The sequence below is a fragment of the Halomonas sp. 707B3 genome (assembly GCF_024158645.1).
Taxonomy (GTDB): Bacteria; Pseudomonadota; Gammaproteobacteria; order Pseudomonadales; family Halomonadaceae; genus Vreelandella; species Vreelandella lionensis.
This window is the reverse complement of sequence record NZ_JAMZBE010000010.1, coordinates 14295-38134: the sequence shown is the minus strand read 5'-3', so window position 1 is coordinate 38134 and position 23840 is coordinate 14295. Positions and strand designations below refer to the sequence as shown.

At 59.1% G+C, this 23840-nt stretch carries 26 protein-coding genes; 19 read left to right on the top strand and 7 right to left on the bottom strand.

Annotated features, from left to right (window positions below; all coding sequences use genetic code 11):
• Positions 1 to 26 precede the first annotated feature (26 nt).
• A complete protein-coding gene (gene secF / locus BIS10_RS02790) occupies positions 27 to 953 on the top strand; it encodes a protein translocase subunit SecF (RefSeq protein WP_253502215.1) in 927 nt (308 codons plus the stop codon).
• A gap of 83 nt (positions 954 to 1036) precedes the next feature.
• Here the strand turns inward: secF and BIS10_RS02785 are convergent, their stop codons facing one another.
• A complete protein-coding gene (locus tag BIS10_RS02785) occupies positions 1037 to 1831 on the bottom strand; it encodes an inositol monophosphatase family protein (protein ID WP_253502212.1) in 795 nt (264 codons plus the stop codon).
• Positions 1832 to 1971: 140 nt separating this feature from the next.
• Between BIS10_RS02785 and trmJ the strand changes: the two genes are divergently transcribed.
• From trmJ to BIS10_RS02710, 15 genes are all read left to right on the top strand, one after another.
• Positions 1972 to 2751, top strand: a complete 780-nt coding sequence (trmJ, locus tag BIS10_RS02780) for a tRNA (cytosine(32)/uridine(32)-2'-O)-methyltransferase TrmJ (protein WP_253502236.1) — start codon at positions 1972 to 1974, stop codon at positions 2749 to 2751.
• Positions 2752 to 2915: 164 nt separating this feature from the next.
• Positions 2916 to 3779, top strand: coding sequence for a serine O-acetyltransferase (gene cysE, locus BIS10_RS02775; protein ID WP_083025239.1), 864 nt, complete (start codon positions 2916 to 2918; stop codon positions 3777 to 3779).
• A 77-nt stretch (positions 3780 to 3856) separates the two neighbouring features.
• On the top strand, positions 3857 to 4324 hold the full coding sequence (locus tag BIS10_RS02770) for a Fe-S cluster assembly transcription factor (protein ID WP_253502209.1): 468 nt from the start codon (positions 3857 to 3859) through the stop codon (positions 4322 to 4324).
• A 25-nt stretch (positions 4325 to 4349) separates the two neighbouring features.
• On the top strand, positions 4350 to 5525 hold the full coding sequence (locus BIS10_RS02765) for an aminotransferase class V-fold PLP-dependent enzyme (RefSeq protein WP_371827817.1): 1176 nt from the start codon (positions 4350 to 4352) through the stop codon (positions 5523 to 5525).
• Between the two features lie 54 nt (positions 5526 to 5579).
• Entirely contained in the window at positions 5580 to 5906 is a 327-nt protein-coding gene (locus BIS10_RS02760; RefSeq protein WP_058579867.1) for an iron-sulfur cluster assembly accessory protein, read from the top strand.
• Positions 5907 to 6083: 177 nt separating this feature from the next.
• The gene (gene ndk / locus BIS10_RS02755) at positions 6084 to 6509 is read left to right on the top strand and encodes a nucleoside-diphosphate kinase (protein WP_253502206.1); all 426 of its coding nucleotides are present in this window, start codon (positions 6084 to 6086) and stop codon (positions 6507 to 6509) included.
• Between the two features lie 82 nt (positions 6510 to 6591).
• A complete protein-coding gene (rlmN, locus tag BIS10_RS02750; protein WP_083025235.1) occupies positions 6592 to 7776 on the top strand; it encodes a 23S rRNA (adenine(2503)-C(2))-methyltransferase RlmN in 1185 nt (394 codons plus the stop codon).
• A gap of 118 nt (positions 7777 to 7894) precedes the next feature.
• Complete coding sequence (pilW, locus tag BIS10_RS02745; RefSeq protein ID WP_083025234.1) at positions 7895 to 8629, top strand: type IV pilus biogenesis/stability protein PilW; 735 nt, start codon at positions 7895 to 7897, stop codon at positions 8627 to 8629.
• 40 nt (positions 8630 to 8669) lie between these two features.
• Positions 8670 to 9653 (top strand): RodZ domain-containing protein, encoded by a 984-nt coding sequence (locus BIS10_RS02740; protein ID WP_083025232.1) that lies wholly within the window; start codon positions 8670 to 8672, stop codon positions 9651 to 9653.
• Between the two features lie 8 nt (positions 9654 to 9661).
• Complete coding sequence (gene ispG, locus BIS10_RS02735; RefSeq protein ID WP_253502203.1) at positions 9662 to 10777, top strand: flavodoxin-dependent (E)-4-hydroxy-3-methylbut-2-enyl-diphosphate synthase; 1116 nt, start codon at positions 9662 to 9664, stop codon at positions 10775 to 10777.
• 69 nt (positions 10778 to 10846) lie between these two features.
• The gene (gene hisS, locus BIS10_RS02730; protein ID WP_083025231.1) at positions 10847 to 12154 is read left to right on the top strand and encodes a histidine--tRNA ligase; all 1308 of its coding nucleotides are present in this window, start codon (positions 10847 to 10849) and stop codon (positions 12152 to 12154) included.
• An 80-nt stretch (positions 12155 to 12234) separates the two neighbouring features.
• Positions 12235 to 12894, top strand: a complete 660-nt coding sequence (locus BIS10_RS02725) for a tetratricopeptide repeat protein (protein WP_253502199.1) — start codon at positions 12235 to 12237, stop codon at positions 12892 to 12894.
• A gap of 41 nt (positions 12895 to 12935) precedes the next feature.
• Positions 12936 to 14075 carry an outer membrane protein assembly factor BamB gene (bamB, locus tag BIS10_RS02720; protein ID WP_253502233.1) on the top strand — a complete coding sequence of 380 codons (1140 nt, stop codon included), beginning with the start codon at positions 12936 to 12938 and terminating at the stop codon, positions 14073 to 14075.
• Positions 14072 to 15475, top strand: a complete 1404-nt coding sequence (gene der, locus BIS10_RS02715) for a ribosome biogenesis GTPase Der (protein ID WP_253502173.1) — start codon at positions 14072 to 14074, stop codon at positions 15473 to 15475. Before bamB ends, der begins: the two co-directional genes overlap by 4 nt.
• A 174-nt stretch (positions 15476 to 15649) precedes the next feature.
• Positions 15650 to 16264, top strand: a complete 615-nt coding sequence (locus tag BIS10_RS02710; protein ID WP_253502170.1) for a hypothetical protein — start codon at positions 15650 to 15652, stop codon at positions 16262 to 16264.
• Between the two features lie 15 nt (positions 16265 to 16279).
• On the opposite strand, the gene BIS10_RS02705 is transcribed toward BIS10_RS02710, so the two are convergent.
• On the bottom strand, positions 16280 to 17152 hold the full coding sequence (locus BIS10_RS02705) for an ATP-binding protein (protein ID WP_253502167.1): 873 nt from the start codon (positions 17150 to 17152) through the stop codon (positions 16280 to 16282).
• Between the two features lie 97 nt (positions 17153 to 17249).
• Here BIS10_RS02705 and BIS10_RS02700 point away from each other — a divergent pair, with 97 nt between their 5' ends.
• Together BIS10_RS02700 and BIS10_RS02695 are read left to right on the top strand one after the other, a co-directional pair.
• Positions 17250 to 18053 (top strand): M48 family metallopeptidase, encoded by an 804-nt coding sequence (locus BIS10_RS02700; protein ID WP_253502164.1) that lies wholly within the window; start codon positions 17250 to 17252, stop codon positions 18051 to 18053.
• A gap of 18 nt (positions 18054 to 18071) precedes the next feature.
• Positions 18072 to 18329 carry a hypothetical protein gene (locus tag BIS10_RS02695; RefSeq protein WP_044628936.1) on the top strand — a complete coding sequence of 86 codons (258 nt, stop codon included), beginning with the start codon at positions 18072 to 18074 and terminating at the stop codon, positions 18327 to 18329.
• 65 nt (positions 18330 to 18394) lie between these two features.
• On the opposite strand, the gene aroE is transcribed toward BIS10_RS02695, so the two are convergent.
• From aroE to BIS10_RS02670, 5 genes are all read right to left on the bottom strand, one after another.
• Complete coding sequence (aroE, locus tag BIS10_RS02690) at positions 18395 to 19213, bottom strand: shikimate dehydrogenase (RefSeq protein WP_253502162.1); 819 nt, start codon at positions 19211 to 19213, stop codon at positions 18395 to 18397.
• Positions 19214 to 19222: 9 nt separating this feature from the next.
• Positions 19223 to 20155: an oxygen-dependent coproporphyrinogen oxidase gene (hemF, locus tag BIS10_RS02685; protein WP_253502160.1), complete on the bottom strand. Its 933-nt coding sequence runs from the start codon at positions 20153 to 20155 to the stop codon at positions 19223 to 19225.
• Between the two features lie 101 nt (positions 20156 to 20256).
• Positions 20257 to 20814, bottom strand: coding sequence for an L-threonylcarbamoyladenylate synthase (locus tag BIS10_RS02680; RefSeq protein WP_253502158.1), 558 nt, complete (start codon positions 20812 to 20814; stop codon positions 20257 to 20259).
• Positions 20815 to 20862: 48 nt separating this feature from the next.
• Positions 20863 to 21984, bottom strand: a complete 1122-nt coding sequence (gene dprA / locus BIS10_RS02675; RefSeq protein WP_253502156.1) for a DNA-processing protein DprA — start codon at positions 21982 to 21984, stop codon at positions 20863 to 20865.
• A gap of 34 nt (positions 21985 to 22018) precedes the next feature.
• Positions 22019 to 23065 (bottom strand): LysM peptidoglycan-binding domain-containing protein, encoded by a 1047-nt coding sequence (locus BIS10_RS02670; RefSeq protein WP_253502154.1) that lies wholly within the window; start codon positions 23063 to 23065, stop codon positions 22019 to 22021.
• A gap of 174 nt (positions 23066 to 23239) precedes the next feature.
• Here BIS10_RS02670 and def point away from each other — a divergent pair, with 174 nt between their 5' ends.
• On the top strand, positions 23240 to 23752 hold the full coding sequence (def, locus tag BIS10_RS02665; RefSeq protein WP_044628953.1) for a peptide deformylase: 513 nt from the start codon (positions 23240 to 23242) through the stop codon (positions 23750 to 23752).
• Positions 23753 to 23840 lie beyond the last annotated feature (88 nt).

Genomic DNA, 23840 nt, shown 5'->3' with positions numbered 1-23840 from the left:
CTCAGCACAGAATTTAAGAGGTGGTAATGAAACCCCTATCACAACTGCGCATCGACTTTATGGGACGGCGCAACCTCGCGTTTGTCGTCTCGGCCGTGATGCTGATTGTCTCTATTGGCGCCGTTCTATTTCAGCAGCTCAATCTGGGCCTGGACTTTACCGGCGGCACCCTGGTGGAGGTGCGCTACGGTGCCGCGCCGTCGCTGGATGCCATTCGTCAGCTGCTGGAAAACAGCGGTTTCCAGGATGTCTCGGTACAAACCTTTGGCGCTTCAACAGAAGTATTGATTCGCCTACAGCAAGCGTTTGATGGCGACGTGGGTAACGAGGTTGTCAATCTGCTGCGTGCCAATGGCGATAGTGTCAACTTAGTGCGCGCCGAGTTCGTGGGCGCCCAGGTCGGCGACCAGTTGCGTGACCAGAGCGGCTTAGGCCTGCTCGTCGCGCTGGGCGTGGTGATGCTTTACGTAGCTTTCCGCTTCCAGTACAAGTTCGCCCTTGGTGCCCTGCTTGCCCTGCTGCACGACGTGATCATCGTCGTAGGCGTGTTCGCGCTGTTCCAGCTCGACTTCGACCTCACGGTGCTGGCGGCCATTCTGGCGGTCATCGGCTACTCGCTGAACGACACCATTGTGGTCTATGACCGTATTCGCGAGACGATCCGCACCTCGCGTATCGACGATATGCCGCAGATTTTCAACGAGGCGATTAACGCTACGTTGTCGCGCACATTAGCTACCTCAGGCACAACCGTGCTGGTACTGCTAGCGCTGCTGCTGCTCGGTGGCGATATGATCGAGAACTTCGCGATCGCCCTACTGGTGGGTATCGTGGTGGGTACGTTCTCGTCTATCTATATCTCCGGTGCCCTGTTGATTCCGCTGAAACTCTCTCGGGAAGACCTGATTCCCACCAAGAAAGAAGTGGATGAAGAGGAAGAAGAGCTGCCCTAAACGCGTTATAGCAGCCAACGAAAAGGCCCTGCCGGAATCAACCGGCAGGGCCTTTTCATATCTTCACACCTAACGCGCTCTTCTTAGAAGTGCGGCGCCAGCTGCTTAATCAGCGCTTTGTAGAGGCGCGGGCCAGCGGCCATTAGTTGGCTTTCGGCATTCACGGTCGGCTTGCCATCCGGGGTTCCCATCAGCGCGCCCGCTTCTTTTAGCAGCAGCGTACCTACCTGCATATCCTGCTCTTCTAGGCCCAGCACAAAGACGCTGTCTACACGTCCTGCGGCCAGCTCGCACATATCCAGCAGGCCGCTGCCGGTCGCTACCAGGGTTTCTACCTGCGGCGCGAGCTGCTGGGTAATGGTTAAGTAAGCAGGCAGATGGCTCGGGCGCAGCCAGGTTTCTGGCAGGCTCATCGCCATGCGTGTGGCAGGAATAGCGGTTGGTTTGCTAACCCGCATGCGCTTGTCGTTGTGCTGAGCGCCGCGGCCGCGACTGGCGATATATTCGTCATCACCAAAGGGAGAGATCACCACCGCGTGTTCGGGGCGACCTTTAACGAGACACACCACTGAGAGTGCAAAGCCCTTACCTGCTACCGCCAAGTTGGAGTAGCCGTGCAGCGGTTCAATTTTCCATACGGTATCTTCACCTTCGCCTTCACCCGCTTTGTAGGGCGTATAGCGACCGGAGAAACCATGGAGAGGATAACCACGCTGCAGCTGTTGAACGATGGTCGCCTCGGCTTTACGCGCTGTGTCTTCTAGCAAGCGGTCGAGGTTAAATTCTTCATGGGCGTTTTCGATACGTTCGCGAACGCGTAAAAAGTGTTCAACAGCGCCACGCGCAGCGCGCAGCGTAAATTGGACCATCGGATTCATGATCGGGCCTTGTCACAGTGATGTTAAAGAACGGGTCAGGCGCAATACGCCTTTTGGCGGGCAATTCTACCAGAGGCCCCTCGGGCATGCCATCGACTCATGCTAAACTGCGCGTTTTACGCACTTACACCGGGCCTACTATGCTTGAGCGCATTCGAATTGTTCTAATTGGCACCAGCCACCCAGGCAACATTGGCGGCGTGGCACGCGCCATGCATAACATGGGCTTAGCGGATTTAGCCCTGGTCGCTCCTCGCTGCGACATCATCACTCAAGACAGTATTTCTCGCGCCTCAGGTGCCGATCACCTGCTTCACCAAGCCACCGTGCACGCCACACTTGAAGAAGCCGTGGCCGATTGCACGCTGGCTGTTGGCGCCAGCGCCCGCTCGCGCACGCTGCCCTGGCCGATGATATCGCCTCGGGAACTTGCCGAGCGCCTACCCGGCGAATGCCAGCCAGAAAATGCCCGTGTGGCGCTGGTGTTTGGCCGTGAAGACAGCGGCTTAACCAACGCCGAGCTGCAGCGCTGCCATGCCCATGTGCATATTCCGACCAACGCTGATTTTAGCTCGCTCAACCTTGCCGCGGCGGTTCAAGTGGTGGCCTACGAGTGTCGCATGGCGTGGCTAAGCCAGGCAGATGCCCCAACTGCTGCCGATGATAATGACGAGCTAGCGACCCACGAAGAGCTTGAGCGCTACTTCGAGCACTTAGAGCGGGCGCTAATCGCCATCGAGTTTCACGACCCTGCCCAGCCGCGCCAGCTCATGGCACGCTTGCGACGCCTCTATTTACGGGCACGGCCTGAAAAGATGGAGATGAACATTCTGCGCGGCATTCTCTCGGCGACTGAAAAATCCGCTAAAAAGAGTGGAACCGGTAGTGTGAACCAAGAGAACGCCGACAAATCCGCATAGCACATAACGGCGTACTAATCACAAGAGGCGCCAGCAAAGCGGCAATGGCCTAAACTTGAAGTTACAACAACGCGCCCCAACATCGCCTTTTCGACTGCCGCTTTGCACTCACCATATTCCAATACTGTATTGCTGCTGCCTCCCTTAACGCCCAAGGATCACCCATGTTTCAACGCCTGCGTGAAGACATCAATAGCGTATTTGACCGCGACCCAGCGGCACGTAACTTTCTTGAGGTGCTGACCAACTATCCCGGCCTACACGCCCTGCTGCTACACCGCTGCGGCCACTGGCTGTGGAAAAAGAACTTTAAGTGGCTGGCACGGACGCTATCGACCTTCTCCCGCTGGCTCACCGGCATTGAAATCCACCCAGGTGCAACCATTGGGCGGCGCTTTTTTATCGACCATGGCATGGGCGTGGTGATTGGTGAAACCGCACAGGTGGGCGATAACGTCACGCTCTACCAAGGCGTGACGCTGGGCGGCACCAGTTGGAACAAAGGCAAACGTCACCCTACGCTGGAAGATGGTGTGATTGTTGGTGCCGGCGCCAAGATACTGGGGCCGTTTACCGTGGGCGCAGGCGCCAAAATTGGCTCTAACGCAGTGGTGACCAAAGAAGTACCGGCTGGAGCGACCGTAGTCGGCATTCCCGGCAAAATCGTCAAACGCGCCGACCCGGATGTGGAAGAGGCGCTGGATATCGACCCGGCCCGACGGGAAGCCATCTGCCAGAAGTTTGGTTTCGATGCCTATGGCGTCAGCCAAGACATGCCCGACCCGGTGGCGCGTTCGATGCAGGCCATGCTCGATCACATGCACGCCGTGGACGAGCGTATCGAGCGCATGTGCTCAACGCTTCGCAAGCTCGATGCCAACTACCGCGATGGCCAGTTACCGGCTCTGCGAGATGAGGACTTTGCCGATATTCTGGATGAAAACGATACCGGCTGCCCTGGCCTTGGTCATACTGCCCAGGAGCGCAGCAGCCCATCACCGGAAAGCAGCACCACGCGCAATAGTTGACCAAAGCACTCAGGATTTCCATAATGGCGCAACATTTGCTGCCAGCGCGCTGAAAGCTCAGCGACGAGGTACCTGCTATGCGCTTGACGACAAAAGGCCGTTACGCCGTTACGGCCATGCTGGATTTGGCGCTTAACGCCCCCAGCGGCCCTACCAGCCTGGGAGATATCTCCCAGCGACAGGAGATCTCGCTCTCTTACCTGGAGCAACTCTTCGCAAGGCTGCGCCGGGCGGGGCTAGTTAGCAGCGTGCGCGGGCCGGGTGGCGGTTACCTACTGGCCAAAGCACCCGAGGAGATCAGCGTCTCTCTGGTGATTGATGCAGTCAACGAAACCGTCGACGCGACCCGCTGCCAGGGGCTATCCGACTGCCAGCAGGGCGACACCTGTTTAACGCACCATTTATGGTGCGAGCTATCCGGGCAAATTCGCAGTTTTCTCGACGATATTACGCTGGCGCAGTTGATACAGCGCCCTGATGTGATCCGCATCGCTACCCGGCAAAAACAGCGGGTCGATGCTGGCATCCTCGCGTCTTCCCTTTGAAGGTATTTACTGCACGCTGGAATCTATGACGATGACCTCCACTCCCTCGCTGCCCATTTATCTCGATTATGCCGCCACGACGCCGGTCGATGGTCGTGTGGCTGAGGTTATGCAGCGCTACCTCACGGTAGACCAGCTGTTCGCCAACCCCGCTTCCCGCAGCCATATGCTGGGCTGGCAGGCCGAGCAGGTGGTGGAACAGGCGCGCCGCCAAGTGGCCGATATGATCGGCGCTGATCCGCGTGAAATCGTCTGGACCAGTGGCGCCACCGAAGCCAATAACCTAGCGCTGATTGGCTTTATGCGTGCTAACCGCGAACGTGGCATGCACCTTGTCACTTCCAGCATTGAGCATAAAGCGGTGGTAGACACCGCCAAGGCACTGGAGAGCGAAGGCTTCGAGATCACCTGGCTAACCCCAGGGCGCGATGGACGCATCACCCCTGAGCAACTGCGTGCCGCCATGCGCGACGACACGGCACTGGTATCGCTAATGGCGGTGAATAATGAGCTAGGCAGCATTCATGATATTGCCGCCCTAGCGGAAGTCACCCATGAGTTCGGGGCGGCGTTCCACACCGATGCCGCCCAGGCGGTGGGGCGTATTCCGCTCGACGTGGTCGCTCAGCATATTGATTTGATGTCGCTATCAGGCCACAAAGCCTACGGGCCTAAAGGGGTCGGCGCTCTGTATGTGAAACGCCACCCGGATATTCGCGTCGAGGCACTCATTCATGGTGGCGGCCACGAGCGCGGCATGCGCTCCGGCACGCTGCCTACTCATCAGATTGCCGGGATGGGTGAAGCGTTTAACGTCATGCAACAGCAGCAGGACGCGGATCAGGCCCATATTGCGGCGCTACGCGAACGCTTTCTAAGCGGCTTATCAAACCTGGAAGGCATCATCCCCAACTCCCCACTGGAGAACGCCGTTCCCAACATCTTGAACTTGGCGTTTGAAGGCGTGGATGGCGAGGCACTGCTGATGGCGCTACGGGATGTGGCCGTGTCTACCGGCTCTGCCTGCAACTCGGCAAGCGTTGACCCGTCTTATGTACTATTGGGCATTGGTACGCCCCGTCGGCTCGCGCTCTCATCGCTGCGTATTAGCTTTGGGCGCTTTACCCAAGAGGCCGATATCGACCACGCATTAACCCTACTGCGCCACGCGGTGAGCGGCTTACGTGCGACCGCACGTTAGGCGGCTGACGCTCTCCTGACGCACTGCTAACGACTTCTTAAAGGAGAACGCTCCATGGCAACACTAAACATTACGCCCGCTGCAGCTGAACAAATTCAGCGTGTGCTCGACGAGCGCGGCCAGGGTCTAGGCCTGCGGGTATCCGTTAAACCCAGCGGCTGTTCCGGCTACAGCTATGTGCTTGATTTTGCCGATGAAGCACAGGATGACGATGTGCGTTTCGAAGATCACGGCGCAAGCGTCTACGTGGCTCCTGATGCCGTCGAGATGCTAGACGGCAGCGAAGTGGATTACGTCAACGAAGGCTTGAATCGCTTTTTCCGCTTCAACAACCCCAATGTAAAAGACCAGTGCGGCTGCGGTGAAAGCTTCACAGTCTAAGCTATCCGCCGTGGCTGTTGCGCATATCACCGGTATTCATACCCCCCGGGAGGCGCTATAATCGCGGCCACTCGGCAGCCGATGCAACATACGGCCCTAGCCGACCACTTTTTCCTGCGCCGCCCCGGCTTTCCGGGGCGGCAATTTCTGCTTTATCCCTTTTAAGGAGATTTCTGCATGGCGACTGAACGTACTCTTTCCATCATCAAGCCCGATGCCGTTGCTAAAAATGCCATTGGCGACATCATTGCACGCTTTGAAAAAGCGGGCCTGAACGTCGTAGCCGCTAAAATGATGCACCTCTCTGAAGAGAAAGTGGGCGGTTTCTACGCTGAGCACAAAGAGCGTCCCTTCTTCAAAGACCTAGTTGGCTTCATGACCTCTGGCCCGGTAGTGGTACAAGTGCTGGAAGGCGAAGGCGCCATCGCTAAAAACCGTGAGCTGATGGGTGCTACCAACCCGAAAGAAGCCGCTCCGGGCACCATTCGCGCTGACTTTGCGGAAACAATCGACGCCAACGCTGTCCATGGCTCTGATTCTCCGGAAAGCGCTGAGCGCGAAATTAGCTACTTCTTCGGTAACGACGAAATCTGCCCGCGCTAAACCAAGCGCCGCCGTTTCAACCTTCGTTGCCGGCCATTTTCGCGGGGGCTTTGCCCCCGCCTCTTTCTGAACGCTGACCGCCATGACCACCACCGTAGCTCAACATACGCCTGCCCCCAACACGACTCCTGACCGCGCGACTGCCCAACAAGCGGCACCGGCACGCCAGAACCTGCTGGGGCTTTCCCGCGAGCAGATGGAAGCTTTCTTTTTGTCAATTGGCGAAAAGAAATTCCGCGCCACTCAGGTGATGAAGTGGATTCACCAGGAAGGCATCGACGACTTCACGGCGATGACCAACCTGTCGAAACCGCTGCGCGACAAGCTCTCCCAAGTCGCTGAAATTCGCGGCCCGGGCGTTGTCTACGAAGGCACTTCCAGCGACGGCACCCGTAAATGGGTGTTAGAGGTTGAGGATGGCAGCTACGTAGAAACGGTGCTGATTCCCGCTGAAAACGGTAAGCGGCGCACGCTGTGTGTCTCTTCCCAAGTGGGTTGTTCGCTGGACTGTAGCTTCTGCTCTACCGGTAAACAGGGCTTCCAGCGTAACTTAACCGCCGCCGAGATTATCGGCCAGGTGTGGGTTGCCCAACGCAGTGTTGGCCCGCGCCGTGATACCGCCAATCGCCCGGTGACCAACGTGGTCATGATGGGTATGGGCGAACCGCTGCTCAATTTCGATAACGTCGTGCCCGCCATGAAGCTGATGCTCGACGATAACGGTTATGGGCTCTCCAAGCGCCGCGTCACGCTCTCTACATCGGGTGTTGTACCGATGATTGACAAGCTGGGCGATGAGATGGATGTGAGCCTTGCTATCTCGCTGCACGCCTCCACCGATGAGCTGCGCAACGAGCTAGTACCGATCAACCGTAAGTACAATATTCGTGCGCTGCTGGATGCCTGCCACCGTTATCTGGCCAAGTGCCCTGATAACCGTCAGGTCACGATTGAGTACACGCTAATCAAAGACGTCAACGATCAGCAAGAGCACGCCGAACAGCTGGCCGCTTTGCTCAAAGAGCTGCCGTGTAAAATCAACCTGATTCCGTTTAACCCTTTCCCGAACTCAGGTTACGAGAAGCCATCGCGTAACCAAGTGATGCGCTTCCAACAGTGGCTGTACGACTTAGAGTACAACGCTACCGTGCGCATGACCCGTGGTGACGATATTGATGCCGCCTGTGGTCAGCTAGTGGGCCGCGTAAAAGACCGTACCAAGCGTAGCGCACGCTATATTCAGTCCGTTCAGCTTGACGCTGACTAATCGCTGCTGTCTTGACATCCACCTGACACAGCGCTTTGATGGACACGCTTTTGCCGGGTGCTTACAAAGCATCCACCTTGCAGCACTGGCTCAATAGTTTCGACTCAAGAGGGCGTAGATGATCGGTCACCGCAGGCGCATTACCCTTTTTAGGATGCCCATGCTGTCCGTGCTTGCTGGCAGCCTGCTGCTGGCGGGCTGTGCCACCTCTGGCCAAGGGATCAGTGACGACGCCAACCCCGGCGCGGCAGAAGCCTACACCCAGCTTGGCGTCGCCTACCTAGAGCGTGATAACCTGCCCCGCGCGTTGAATGCCCTTGATCGTGCTCTTGAACTGGACCCGCGCCACCCTGAGGCACTTCAGGCGCTCGCGCTGGTCTATCAACAGCAGGGAGAGAGCGATCTTGCCAACCGCTACTTCCAGCAGGCGTTGAATGCAGCGCCCTCGTTTACTCGCGCGCGTAACAACTACGCCGCGTTTTTGTATCAGCAGGCGCAGTTTCCACAGGCCTGCGAACAGTTAGAAATAGCATCTCAGGATGCCCAGTACGCCAATCGTGCCCAGCTATTTACCAACCTGGGGCAGTGCTATTTGGCAATAGACGAATTTGATAAAGCGCGCGAACGTTTGCAACGCGCGCAAAATATCGACCCGCGCAACCCACGCGGGTATTTAATGTTAGCCGAACTGGAAGTTTCACAGGGCAATTATGATCAGGCCTGGGCACCGCTGCAGAACTATCTGCAGTTAGCCGGCCCAGACCCAGCGGCACTGGAACTGGCGATTGATGTCGCCCTCGCCCGCGGTGACGACGCCGCGGCTGCCGACTACCAGCGCTTGCTAAACAACTGATTGCCGCCCTGATCACCACATTATTGAAGGATGCTCAGCTATGAGCGACACACAGTTACAAGATAGCGTTACTACGGCCCACAGCACAGCAACCCCCGGTGAGTTGCTTTCTCGTCAACGCGAATCGCTGGGCGTCCCGCTGACGGATGCCGCCCGAGCACTGAACCTGCGCCCTGCTGTGGTGGATGGCCTAGAGCGCGATAATTACGAAGAGATTCCTGTCGCTGCGTATCGTCGCGGCTACTTGCGCGCCTATGCCAAATATTTAGGCATGGACGAACGTGTGGTGCTTGAGGCTTACCAGGTTCGCCACGGCACCAGTGATGCCGAACGCAAGGTGGCCCCGGTTACCGTGACTAAGCCGCCATCCAAAGTAGGCGCATGGCTCTTTAAGTTAGTCACTCTGCTGGTGATTGCCGGGCTGATTGCCGTGACGGTTGCTTGGTGGCAAAGCAGAGGTGGCAGCGAGCCGCCGAGCATCGGCGCCTCACCCGCTATGGAAGAGAACGAAGCGCCCATCAGCGAACCCGAGCCAGCTCCAGAGCCTACTCCGGTGGTCACACCTGAGCCCGCCGCAACGGAGGAGTTGACTAACGATGTGGTCAGCGACGAGCCCGCCGACAGCGATATTAGCGATAGCAGTGCGCCCGCTGCTGACAACGATGAGCCAACCGCTGCCACTAGCGACGAACCCGCGGCCCCAGCGGTTGACGCCGACGCAGCGACCGATGTAGCTGAGGCGCCTGCTGAAGAGGTGACCGATGCCGCCCCCGCTGCTAACCCCAACTTGCTGGAGCTGACGTTTAACGAGCAGTCCTGGACAGAGATTTTCGATGCCAACAACCAGCGTGTGTTTGTCGGCCTACAAACCCCCGGCACCACCGCGAGCGTTGAGGGCGAGCCGCCTTTTCGTTTAACCGTCGGCAACGCCACCGGTGTAGAACTGCGCTACCAAGGTGAGGTCGTGAACCTTGCCGAGCGCGCCGGTGCTAATAACGTTGCTCGTTTTACCCTGGGAGAGTGACCCGTCTTATGCACGCCCCTTCTCCGATTAAACGCCGTCTGTCACGCCAAATTCATGTTGGCAATGTGGCCGTGGGCGGCGATGCGCCGATTTCCGTACAGAGCATGACCAACACCAATACCCTGGATGTGGACGCCACTGTCGGCCAGATCCAACAGTTGGAAAAAGCCGGGGCGGATATCGTACGCGTCTCCGTGCCGGATATGGACGCCGCTGAAGCCTTCGGCAAAATCAAGCAGCGCGTAGCCGTCCCCCTCGTTGCCGACATTCATTTCGATTACAAAATCGCCCTGCGCGTGGCCGAACTGGGGGTGGATTGCCTACGCATCAACCCCGGCAACATTGGCCGGGAAGACCGCGTGCGTGCGGTAGTGAGCGCCGCCCGCGACCACGGCATTCCAATCCGTATCGGGGTGAACGCCGGGTCGCTGGAAAAAGATCTGCAAAAGAAGTACGGCGAGCCTACGCCCGCCGCGCTGGTCGAGTCTGCCATGCGCCATATTGACCACCTGGACCGCCTCGATTTCCAGGAATATAAAGTCAGCGTAAAAGCGTCTGATGTGTTTATGGCGGTGGCCGCCTACCGCGACCTTGCCACCCGCATCGAGCAGCCGCTGCACTTGGGCATTACCGAAGCGGGCGGCCTGCGCTCGGGCACAGTGAAGTCCTCCATTGGCCTAGGCATGCTGTTGATGGACGGTATCGGCGACACCATCCGCGTCTCGCTGGCTGCCGACCCGGTGGAAGAGATCAAGGTCGGATTCGATATGCTCAAGAGCCTGAAGCTGCGCGCCAAGGGCATTAACTTCATCGCCTGTCCCAGCTGCTCGCGACAGAACTTTGACGTCATCAGCACCATGAACCAGCTTGAAGAGCGCCTGGAAGATGTGATGACGCCGCTGGATGTCTCGGTGATTGGCTGTGTGGTCAACGGCCCCGGCGAAGCTAAAGAGACCGATATCGGCCTAACCGGCGGCTCACCAGCCAACTTGGTCTACATCGATGGCAAACCGGCGAGTAAGCTGCGCAACGATCACCTGGTGGACGATCTGGAAAAGCTGATCCGCGATAAAGTGCGCCAAAAAGAGCAGCAGCAAGAGAATACGATTGCGCGCAGCGTTTAACGCCTACCTCGCTGGCAGAGGCGGTGTACCTCCCGCCTTCTGCGCTGCCGCCCCTAAAAGGAGTTTTCATTGAGCAAGTCCGCCGCTAAAAAGATTCAAGCCATCCGTGGTATGAACGACCTATTGCCCAGCGACAGCCCTCGCTGGCAATTTTTTGAGGGCAAAGTACGCCAATTGATGCACCGCTACGGCTTCGATGAAATTCGTACGCCGATCGTGGAACAGACGGCACTGTTTGCCCGCTCGATTGGCGAAGTCACCGATATCGTCGAGAAAGAGATGTACACCTTCGACGACCGCAACGGTGACAGCCTGACGCTGCGCCCTGAAGGCACCGCCAGCTGCGTGCGGGCGGCAATGGAACACGGCTTGCTGCATAACCAAACCCAGCGGCTTTGGTACCAAGGCCCGATGTTCCGCCACGAACGGCCTCAGAAAGGGCGTTATCGTCAGTTTCACCAAGTGGGCGTGGAAACCTACGGCTTTGATGGCCCGGACATCGATGCCGAAGTCATACTGCTCTCGGCACGGCTATGGCAAGAGCTTGGCTTGATGGAGCACGTCACCCTGGAGCTGAACTCCCTGGGTTCCGCTGAAGCGCGGGCCGCCTACCGCGACAAACTGGTGGCCTACTTTGAGCAGCACCAAGATGTTCTCGATGAAGACTCCAAACGACGCTTAACCAGCAATCCGCTGCGCATTCTGGACTCCAAAAATCCGGATATGGCCGAGATGCTCAACGCGGCCCCGCAGTTGATGGATCACCTGGACGACGAGTCCCGCGCGCATTTCGAGCAGCTCAAAGCGATGCTGGATGCCGCCGGTATTCCGTACGTGGTCAACCCGCGCTTGGTGCGCGGCCTGGACTACTACTGCCGCACCGTATTTGAGTGGACCACCACTGCTCTAGGTAGCCAAGGCACCGTATGTGCCGGTGGCCGCTACGATGGTTTGGTCGAGCAGCTCGGTGGCAAGCCCACGCCCGCGGTGGGCTTTGCCATGGGTATTGAGCGCTTAGTACTGCTGCTGGAAACTCTGAATTTGGTACCAGCGGATGCCATGGGCGGATGCGATGTCTATCTGGTGCCCATGGATGACAGCGCCACTGTTGCTGCACTCATGCTGGCAGAGCAGCTGCGCAGCGCGCTGCCATCTCTACGCTTACAGCTACACTGCGGCGGCGGAAGCTTTAAAAGCCGAATGAAAAAGGCGGATAAGAGCGCTGCACCGGTGGCGATTCTGCTGGGTGAGGACGAGCTTGCCAACCAAACCGCCACGTTGAAATTTCTCCGCGATGATCGTGAGCAGCAGCAGGTCGCCCAGGCAGCGCTGGCCGAGACGCTTCACGAGTTACTGCCAAACGTATCGTCTCATTAACGTAACTGCCCGGCTCTGCCTGGGCAGCTGAATACTCGTTAGCCGCATATGCGGCTGACTCATGGAACAGGAGGCCGCCCGTGGCGGAGCTGAGAAGCGAAGAAGAGCAGCTAGAAGTCGTCAAACGCTGGTGGAAAGAGAACGGGACCTCGCTGATTGCCGGTGCCGTTCTCGCTGCGGCGGGCGTCTTTGGTTGGAACACATGGCAGAACTACCAAGAGGGTAAGTCAGAGGCAGCTTCTGCCCGTTACCAGCAGCTCATCAACATGACCGCTGGCACCACCTTGGAAGGGGATCAGTTAAGCGCGGCACAAACGCTGATTGATGAGCTTACCGACGACTACGGCAACACCCTGTATGCCGAACTGGCACAGCTGTTGGAGGCCCGTCTCGCAGTACAGCAAGACGACCTTGCGGCGGCCAAGCAGGCACTGCAGGACGTGGCCAGCAACTCCTCACGCCGCTATGTGCAAAGCCTGGCATGGCTGCGCTTGGCACGCATTGAAGTGGCTGAAGGTAACCCGGAAGCCGCGCTAGCGCTTCTTGATCAGCCTATTTCCGATGCGCTGGCCGCTCAACAAGCCAACGTGCGAGGCGATGCTTTCCTGGCTCAGAACCAGCCAGAGCAGGCTCGCGATGCATGGCAAACCGCGCAGTCTATCGCCCAAACGCAGAACCAGCCGCTTTACGGCGTGCAGTTCAAGCTTGACGATCTCGGCGCCGAGGAGGCGACACAGTGATAACGACTAGCCTGTCAAAACCGCTTTTTTCTAAACATCTGATGCGCACCACGCTCGGCGCCATGGCGCTGGCGCTATTGGCTGGCTGTGCCAGCAAAGGTGAGCCAGCGTTCACGCCCAAAGAGCTGCGCAGCTTTGATGAAACCTCTTCGCTGGACAGCGTTTGGGATCGCCGCGTTGGCGATGGCTTTGGCCCCGCTCGCTACCCCATCGCCCCATCCCGTGAAGGCGATACGGTCTTTGCAGCAGACACCAACGGTCTAGTGGCCGCGTTCAATGCCAACAGCGGCGAGCGTGAGTGGGAAGTCGAGCTGGATACCCCTATTTCTAGTGCGCTGAACGCGATTGCAGGCCAGGTGTACTTGGGCACCCGCAACGGTGAAGTGATCGCCCTCGACCAGCGCGACGGTAGCGTTGCCTGGCGTTCGCGGGTCACCAGCGAAGTACTGGCAGCTCCGCAAGCCAACCAGCAGCTACTGCTGGTTCAGAGCGTGGACGGCCAAATTACCGCTCTGGACCGCGCCAGCGGCGAAGAGCGCTGGGTCTACACCAGCTCTCAGCCTGCTTTAACGCTGCGCGGCACCGGAACGCCGATGGTCATCGACCCGGTCACCTTCGTGGGCTTGGCCAACGGCCGCCTCGCTACACTGGATAACCGCAGCGGCCAGGCCCTGTGGGATATGCAAATTGCCACGCCACGCGGACGCAGCGACGTTGAGCGCCTGGTGGACCTGTCTGGCCAGCCGGTACTTAGCCCGGATGGCCGCCTGTTCGTGACTAGCTACAACGGCCGTGTGGTTGCGCTGGAAGCGACCCGTGGCGGCGTGCTGTGGGAAACCAACCTCTCCAGCCGCCACACGCCGATTCTGGTGGGCGACTTCTTATTTGTGGTCAGCGACGACAGCCACATCGTTGCCTTGGACGCCAACAGCGGCCAAGAGGTCTGGCGTAACGATGACCTGGAAGATCGCTGGCTCACCGCCCCCGCCTTTGCCGATGGGCGCATCGTCGTGGGTGATTTTGAGGGTTATGTCCACCTCATCGACGCCCGCGAAGGCAACCTGGTCGGCCGCACCCGTATCGATGATTCGGGCATTAGCGTGCGCCCGGTGACTGAAGGCAGCACCATTCATGTCCAGGCCAACAATGGTCGCCTGGAAACCCTGGAAGTAACTCCATGACACCCGTCATTGCATTAGTCGGTCGCCCCAATGTGGGCAAATCGACGCTGTTTAACCGTCTGACCCGCTCGCGCGATGCGCTGGTGGCAGACTTTCCTGGCCTGACCCGCGACCGTAAATACGGTAACGGCATGCTGGGTGGTAAGGCGTACACCGTCATCGATACCGGCGGTATCAGCGGTGACGAAGAAGGCATCGATGCCGCGATGGCCGAGCAGTCCCTCGCGGCCATCGACGAAGCCGATATCGTGCTGTTCCTGGTCGATGCCCGCGCCGGGTTGAACGTCGCCGACGAAGCGATTGCCAACCACCTGCGCGTCAACCAGAAGAAGACCTGGCTGGTGGTCAACAAGACCGACGGCCTGGAAGAGCACTCGGCCATGGCCGATTTCTGGAAACTGGGCCTGGGCGACCCTTGGCCGATTGCCGCCGCTCATGGCCGCAACGTATCGCTACTGATTGATACGGTGCTTGAACCCTTCCCCGAACGGGATGCCAGCATTCCTGCCGACACAGGCAGCAAAGGCATTCGCATTGGCGTGATTGGCCGCCCGAACGTGGGTAAATCCACGCTGGTCAACCGCCTGCTCGGTGAAGAGCGCGTGGTCGTGTTCGATGAAGCGGGCACCACCCGCGACGCTATCGAAATCCCTTTCGAGCGCAACGGCAAGCCGTACGTGCTGATCGACACCGCCGGCATTCGGCGGCGTAAGAACGTGCGTGAAATCGCCGAAAAGTTCTCGATCATCAAAACGCTGGATGCGATCAAAGAGAGCCACGTGGCGGTCATGGTATTGGACGCCCGCAGCGGCTTGGTTGAGCAGGATCTGCACCTGCTGGACTACGTACTCACCACCGGCCGTGCGCTGGTGCTGGCCGTGAACAAGTGGGACGGGCTGGAGAGCGAAGCCAAAGAGAAGATGCGCGCCGATATCAAGCGCCGTCTGGGCTTTGCCGACTACGCCGAGTTGCACTTTATTTCAGCACTGCATGGCACCGCAGTGGGCGACTTGTACCCCTCCATTGAGCGGGCGTTTAACGCCGCCAACGCGCACTGGTCGACCAACCGTCTCACCACGCTGCTGCAGGATGCGGTCAGCCAGCATCCGCCCCCCATGGTGAATGGACGCCGCATCAAGCTGCGTATGGCTCACCAGGGTGGCAGCAACCCGCCGATTATCGTGGTACACGGCAACCAGACGGCATCGCTGCCTGAGGCTTATCGTCGCTACCTGACCAACACCTTCCGTAAAGTGTTGAAGGTGCGCGGCACGCCGATGCGCTTCGAGTTCCGCTCGGGCAATAACCCGTTCGACCATATGGCGGGCGCCAGCGATAAAGAGAAAGCCAAGAAGCGCGAGCTTAATCGCACCAAAGAGGCGCGCAAAAGCCGCCGCTAAGCGATGCTCCTCTGCTCAACGCCCGCTGACGATTCAGCGGGCGTTTTTATTATCCTCTCCAACCGCAAATCTGCTTGACAGTCACTCCCGCCCGCTCTCAAATAGCGGCGCTTTTCGGCACCTGCCCAGTAGATACTTGCTCTATCACTCTTGCCCTTCTTAGGAGGGACGTACATGCACTACGCTTTTCGTCGCGGACGCGGCTTAGTTTTACTGCTGCTGGCGAGCCTGCTAACCGGCTGCTTGGCGTTGCCTCAAACAGGGTTGTTTGCGTTTCGTCTGGCGGTCACATCGCTGGGGATCGAGGACGTACGCATTGGCCCTTACAGCGTCAATGCCGGATTGGACACCAGCGATCTATCGAGTTTGCTGGCCTCTAGCCTGGGTGCTGGCAGCTTGCCGGTGCAAGCCACCCTGGCGATGGGGCTTGGCCTGCCCGCTGGCATGCCTCCGGTGGAGATGTCTGGCTTTCGCTGGACGCTGGACATGCCCGGCGTAGACCCAGTGCAAGGCAATTATGAGCAGAACGTTACCCTCACGTCTGGGGAAGACGCCAATCTCCGCCTGCCGGTGGCCTTTGATGTTCTGGCCGCCGACCACCAGAAAATGACGCCGATGCTGGAGCTGGCGAGCCAACTCGCCAGCCAAGGGGAGCTGCCTGCAGGCAGTGAACTGGCCATTACCCCAGGGGATTTGCGAGGCCTGGGCATGACACTACCCTCTGGCCTGCTAACGCCCACCATTCGCTTGAACGTGGGCGCCGACGGGCAGCTCATCCCCCAACGCTAAGGCTTGCCCAGAGCGCTACTCACCGCGCTCATGAAGGCGTTTGCGGCCCACGTACTGGGCCGCAAACTGCCACGCCGTCCGGCCGCTACGCCCGCCGCGCAGCGTGGCAAAGCGAATCGCTTCCGCCCGAGCCGCGTCATCCCAGTCCTGCTTCCCACCAATACGCCCCACCCAGTGTTCGCATACTTCAAGATAGGTCGCTTGGCTAAACGGATGGAAGCCGAGCCACAGGCCGAAACGGTCTGACAGCGAGATTTTCTCTTCCACTGCATCGCCGTGATGTAACTCTTCGCCTACCAACCGTGAACCGCTGTTGTCATCCATCGACTCCGGCAGCAGGTGGCGACGGTTGGAGGTGGCATAGAGCAGTACGTTGTCCGGCGGCCCCGTCAGCGCGCCATCCAGCACGCTCTTAAGCGCTTTATAGGCATCGTCGTTGCCTTCGAACGACAAGTCGTCGCAATACACCACAAAGCGGTGCGGCTGATGACGCAGTTGTTCCACCAGCAGCGGGAGGCTTGCCAGGTCATGGCGATCGACCTGGATCAACCGCAGGCCTTCACTGGCCAGCGAGTTCAGCAGCGCGCGTACCACTGACGACTTACCACTGCCACGGGAACCCCAGAGCAGCGCATGGTTAGCTGGCAGCCCCTGCAAAAATGCCCGGGTGTTATCGACCAACGCCAGCTTTTGGCGCTCAATGCCCAGCAGGTCGTCCAGCGTCATGGTGTCTCTCGGGGGTACCGGCACTAACCGCCCGCCCAGTGGGTGGCGCTGCCAGATGGCCGCTACATGGGTGTCCCACTCAACCGGCGTGGGCGCTGGCGGCAGCCAGTGGTCGACATGATCGAGTAACCGCGCTAGGCGCTGGCTTAATTCAGCATCCATCGTCATCCTCAGAGTGCGTTATGATAAGGGTTGATTTACCACTGTCAGTGGTTATCTTGTGTGCAAGGATCCCCACTCGTCTATAAGGAAACTGTCTATGCGTTGGCTTCGCCCATTAGCGGTTACGGCGCTCTGCGCCTCAATCGCCGCCTGTACGACCTCCCCCACCGGCCGTTCGCAGCTATTGCTGCTCTCTGATAGCGAGCTGAACGAGATGGGCCGTCAGGCGTTTACCCAATATCAGCAGGAACTGCCCACAGCGGGCCAGGCAAGCCATCGTTATGTGCAGTGTATTGCGGATGCCATTGTGTCGGAACTGCCTGCCGAGCAGCAGCAGTTAGACTGGCAAATCCGGGTGTTTGAATCCGAGCAGCCCAACGCCTTTGCCCTTCCTGGCGGCTACATGGGTGTGAACACGGGCATGCTGGATATTGCCACAACCCAGGACCAATTAGCCTCTGTGATTGGTCATGAGATTGGTCACGTGCTGGCCAACCACGCCAATGAGCGCGCCTCAACCGAGAGCGCCACGTCATTAGGCCTATCGGTACTCTCCAGCACCTCCGGCATGCAGTCCGCCGGTGGCCAGCAGCTGATGGGGGTACTCGGCATGGGCGCTCAGTACGGCATCGTACTGCCATTCTCCCGCGCCCATGAGAGCGAGGCCGATGTGATTGGCCTAGACCTCATGGCCCAAGCAGGCTTCAACCCACGTGAAAGCGTCACCCTGTGGGAGAACATGCAGGCAGCCACAGGCGGCGGCGCGCCCCCCGAGTGGATGTCTACCCACCCTGGTCAGGGCCAGCGCATTCAAGGCCTGCAAGGCAACATGGATCAAGCCGTGGCCCTCTATGAGCAAGCCCGCAGCAATGGTCGTACGCCAAACTGCCCGCGCCCATAGCAGCACTTAGAGGTTTCAATGATTCGATTGGGTTTACTGCTGTTAGTCCTGCCGATTTTAGTACTGCTGGGCGTCTATTTTTGGGAGCTAGGGGACGTTCGCGCCTGCCAGCTTGAGGGCGGCTACTGGAACTATCTGGAAGGGGCTTGCTACGATACGCCACAACCTTTTGTGTCGTGGCTGCAGCGCTCGCCGCTGCTGGTGAATGGCGGCATGCTGTTATCCGTGGTGGGGCTGGTGATGTGTATGGTGGGGTTTTATACCAAACCGCGTTAGCCCAAGCACAACCTGAATGGGGGCGTTCGCCCCCATTGCCTCAACTATCTCCTATTCCCTACCGCCTAATAGTTGAGCGATTGCCGCAGCAGCGTGCGCACGCTGGCCATCTCAGGCCGAACGTTGCGCCATAGAAAAAACGACTCGGCGGCTTGCTCGACCAGCATCCCCAAACCATCCAGCAGCTTGGCGCCTCGCGGCCCCGCCCACTGTAGAAACACCGTCGGCTCTGAACCGTACATCATATCGTAGGCCCAGGCACCTTTGGCAAACAGTGTCTCCGGCAGCGGCGGCAGCTCGCCTGATAGGCTGGCACTAGTGCCGTTAATCACCAGATCAAACTGCCCGTCGATGGATGCAAAACCGCCGCCCTGGATATTGCCCAAGTCGGCAAACGCTTGGGCCAACTGCTCGGCTTTCTCCGCCGTGCGGTTGACGATAACGACCTCACTGGGCTGCTCCGCCAGCAGCGGTTCCAATACGCCACGCACCGCGCCGCCTGCGCCGATGACCAGCACACGCTTACCCGTCAGGGGGACGCGGTGATAGGCCAAATCCCGCACTAACCCGATACCGTCGGTGGTATCGCCATAGGTACGCCCGTTACCGCCCACAATCAGCGTATTCACCGCCTGGGCGCGCTTGGCGCGGTGGCTCAGGGTATCGCAAAGCGCAAAGGCATCGCCTTTGAAGGGAACGGTCACGTTGGCACCACGGCCACCATCGGCGATAAACGCCCGCCATGCGTCGGCAAACCCCTCTACCGGCGCCAGCTCGGCGGTGTAACTCATGGCCTGATGAGTCTGGCTGGCAAACTCACCGTGGATCAGCGGCGATTTAGAGTGTTTGATTGGGTTACCAAACACACAGTAGCGGTCAGTCATCGAAGCTCCTTAGGTGTTGTTCTGCTGGGTGGCCTCGGCCAACCAATCGCGTGGCACCAAGTAGTCGTGCAGCGTCGCTTCGCGACTGCCCGGCTCAGGGGTAAAGGCGTACTCCCAGCGGGCCAGCGGCGGCATGGACATCAGAATGGACTCCGTGCGCCCGCCGCTTTGCAGGCCAAACAGCGTGCCACGGTCCCACACCAGGTTGAACTCCACGTAGCGGCCGCGGCGGTAAAGCTGGAAGTCACGCTCGCGTTCGCCCCACGCGTCCTGCTTACGGCGCTCGACAATGGGAAGGTAAGCGTCCAGAAAGCTATCCCCCACCGCCCGCTGGAATGCAAAGCACTCCTCGAAGCTGCCTTCGTTCAAATCGTCAAAGAATAGCCCGCCGACGCCGCGGGTCTCTTCGCGGTGCTTCAGGTAGAAGTAGTCGTCGCACCACGTTTTGTAGCGCTCATAAACACCCTCACCAAAGGGGGCGCAGGCCTCGCGGGCCACTTGGTGCCAGTGCACCACATCTTCAAACACCGGATAGTAGGGGGTTAGGTCAAAACCGCCACCAAACCACCACACCGGCGGCTCGCCCTCTTTTTCGGCAATAAAGAAGCGAACGTTGCCGTGGCTTGTGGGCACATTGGGGTTTTCAGGATGCATCACCCAGGAGACTCCCACCGCGTGGAAGCTGCGCCCGGCTAGCTCGGGCCGGGCAGCAGTCGCAGACGGCGGCAGCTGCGCACCGTGGACATGGGAAAAATTGACGCCGCCTTTTTCGAAAATAGCGCCCGACTCCATCACCCGCGAGCGCCCCCCGCCGCCCTCTTCACGCTGCCAGCTATCCTCTTTGAACGCGGCAAGGCCATCAGCAGCGGCAAGGCCTGCACAGAGCCGCTCCTGAAGGTCGAGAAGGTACGCTTTAACGTCGTCTAGGTGCTCGTGGGCCACGGTAACTCCTGAAGGGGTGGGTCGTGATTTGTCGGTAGTGAATAGTCAGTAATAAATAGTAGGTCGTGCTTAGGCAGTGACGATTAGAAACGCGCTGGATACTAAGCGCGCATCACTTTGCCGGACACCAAATCCCTAATGGTGCTGGGCTTGGCATTGCCACCCAACTCACCTGCCACGATGGCGGCTACGTCATCGCCAAAGATCGTGGCGACTTCTTCCGCGCTCATGGCGGGCGGATCGCCTGCACGGTTAGCGGAAGTGGAGACGAGCGGCCCGCCAAAGGCTTCGCACAGTGCTTTCATCAGCGGATGGTCGGTCACCCGCAGGGCGACGCTTTGGTGGGCACCACGCACCAAGCCGTGGCTGCGACCATTGTCCGGCACCAGCCAAGTATTCGGGCCTGGCCAACTGGCCGCCAACGGCGCATGGAGTTTCAACGGCAACTGGTTCAACCAGGGCTGAAATTGCTCGATACTCGCCGCCACCAGAATCACGCCCTTGGCAGGGTCGCGCGCTTTGATACGCATTAAATGCGCTAGCGCTTCGTCATTGTCGGGGGCGCAGCTTAGCCCCCACACCGCTTCCGTGGGGCATGCAATGACGCCGCCCGCGCGCAGTGCGCCCACCGCCGCCTTCACGTCAACTGCCGGTTTCATAGACGCTCCTGATAAGCTCTCAGCCAATCACAAAATTGAGCTTGCATCTTACCATGGCGCTGCCAGCCGCACCCAACCACCCGCCTGCTGCGTCACTTTGCCATCCAGCTCCAGCATCAATAGCCGCTGCTGGCACTCGCTGACCGAGATACCGGTGCTCTGCACCAACACATCAATGGGGGTAGGCGATGGGCCTAAGGCATTTAACAGATTATCCGCCGACGGTACTTCAACACTCGGTTGATGAGCCAACGGTTCATCGGCTGCAACTGCTAGCGGCGCAGGCATAAAGCGCGACACCCAATGCTGTAACTCTTCGAGAATATCGTCCACATGGCGCACCAGGGTGGCGCCGCTACGCAACAGCTGCAGGCAGCCACGAGCCTGGACATTGTGCAGCGAACCCGGCAGCGCAAACAGCTCGCGACCCTGCTCTAGGGCGAGGCGGGCGCTGACGAGCGAGCCACTCTTCTCGGTTGCTTCAACCACTAAGGTGCCTAGCGAAAGGCCCGTTACAATTCGGTTGCGCCGGGGGAAAAAGGCCGGACGGGCCACGGTGCCTGGTGGATGCTCAGAGAGCAGCAAGCCGCCGGGTAGCGTACTGAGCTGTTCATACAAATCCCGATGGCGGGCGGGGTAGATGACATCAATACCACAGCCAAGCACGGCAATGGAGCTTCCACCTGCGGCGAGTGCCGCACGCTGAGCCACCCCATCCACACCCAGCGCCATCCCGCTGACAATGCACCAGCCTCGGTTGGCCAGCTCCCGTGCAAACGCCTGGGCATGTCCACTCCCTTCCGAAGTTGGGCGACGAGTACCTACCATGGCAAGGCCTGGGGCCTCTAACGCGCGAAGATCGCCCTGGGCCCATAGTACTGCTGGCGGGTCAGGAAGTTGGTTTAAAAGGTCTGGCCATGCAGGATGGTCGCGGTGAAGCAGATGGCGGTTGGGGCCTTCTTGTAACCAGGAGAGGGTGTCATTGACCGTTTGTTGCAGCGGGCTGCGTTCTGGCTGCGCCAGCCACAATCGCAGGGCATTGGCGGCATTGCTGGGCAAAGTCGCTAGCCACCCTTGTGGCCATTGAGGCTTGCGCGCCACCATTTGCGCAATCCGCGCAGCGCCCATACCGGGCAAAGCATTTACCGCCAGCCACTCCTTAGCGTCCATAGAGCTCCCCTTATATCAAATCTTGATGCACACCTTAGCGCGTCGGCGTGCGTACACTATCTCCCACTGCCAGCACCCTTGAGGCCTGCATGACCAAGGCGTAACTCATATGGTTATAGGGCCTGAACACCATCACCAATCCTGCCTCGGTATTGGGCAACCGCAGCAGTTCTTGGGTACGTGGGTCAGTTACCAACTCCCCTTGCTGGTCTACGCGCAATACATGGCCCGGTTGTAGGCCGTCTTGCGTTCCCAGGTCCAGTGCCACCACTTGCAGCCGCCCAATAAATCGTACTCCGCCCGGTACCGCAACAATCTGGCCCGACACGTTATTCAACGGAGCGCGGGGAACAAAGGCATCGCTTAGCTCACGATCTTCCAGAGGCAGCAGGATGTCGTTATTACGCACTTCTTGGTAGGCGCTAAGCACTTCGATGCGAGCAATATCGCCCTCGCTGCCCAGGTAGCGCGCCTCGCCAATATTGATCAACTCATCGCCCAACAGTACGCCATTGGCTGATACATAGGGCTCGCCTGGACGGTAGATGCCCAGGCGCGTTCTGGCGGGTACGTTGCCACGCACGTACAGGGTATCGCCTGCGCCGCTAATCAAGCGCTGGTTATCGCCGCCCACCACATACGCGAGCTCCTGCGGGCTCTCTCCTGGCTCCACCACGCGATGCTCCCGTAGAAAGGCGCGCACCACCTCCATCGGAATAGGAGTAATCGCCTCTCGTTTAGGCACTGTACGCATCTGCGGCGAGAGCTTTACGACCCCTTGGCCCCGCTCCACAGAAAGGCACGGTTGGCCTTGGCATGTCCCCAATACCAGCACATCGCCGGGGTAGATAAGGTGCGGGTTACGAACTTGCGGATTCGCCTGCCATAGCGAAGGCCACTGCCAGGGCGAGCGTAAATAACGGGCGGAGATATCCCACAGCGTGTCGCCAGGCACTACTTCGTAGCGCTGTGGCGCATCGTTGCGCAGCCCTTCCACGGCTAAGGCTGGCTGGCTGACCGACAGCACCCACATTAAGAGCACGCCAAAGACGCTATAATAAAGAGGCTTTAGAGCCACCATCCGATTCTCCCCGGGCAGTCGTTGGTGAAGCGGTTTAAGGGGCTGCACGGTGTCGCGCGTGCCCAGGATCGCTATCAGCATGATATAGTGGTCAATAGTAAAGTAGTTAGGCTCGCCGACACAGGTGGCAGCCAGCTCATCTTAAAGACTCAGCATAACGGTGATTGTAACGCCATGGCCAAACTTCCTATTCTCGAATTCCCCGACGAGCGCCTGCGCACCAAGGCGGTACCGGTGGAAACCGTTGACGACGAGGTCCGCCAGCTCGTCGACGATATGTTGGAGACCATGTACGACGCGCGCGGCATCGGCCTTGCCGCAACGCAAATCGATGTCCATCGCCGCGTGGTGGTGATGGATGTCAGCGACGATAACTCCCAACCGCTGGTGCTGATTAACCCGCGCTACGAGCCCATTGGCGATGCCAAAGAGCCGCTCTCCGAGGGCTGTTTGTCGATCCCTGAATACTACGCCGAAGTACCGCGCTACCTGAAAGTGAAGCTCAACGCGCTGGATCGTAACGGGGAGCCTTACGAGCTGGAAGCAGATGGCCTACTGGCCCATTGCATTCAACATGAGTACGACCATCTGGAAGGCGTACTGTTTGTGGATTACCTATCGCCGCTTAAACGCGACCGGGTGATGAAAAAAATGCAAAAGCGCCACAAGCTGATGAACGACGCCTAATCCGCGCTTTTCCATCAGGCCACTGGCCGAGCTGACACGCTGCCCCGCAGGCACTCGCCTGTAACAACAGCGCTGCCTCTCGGCCTTT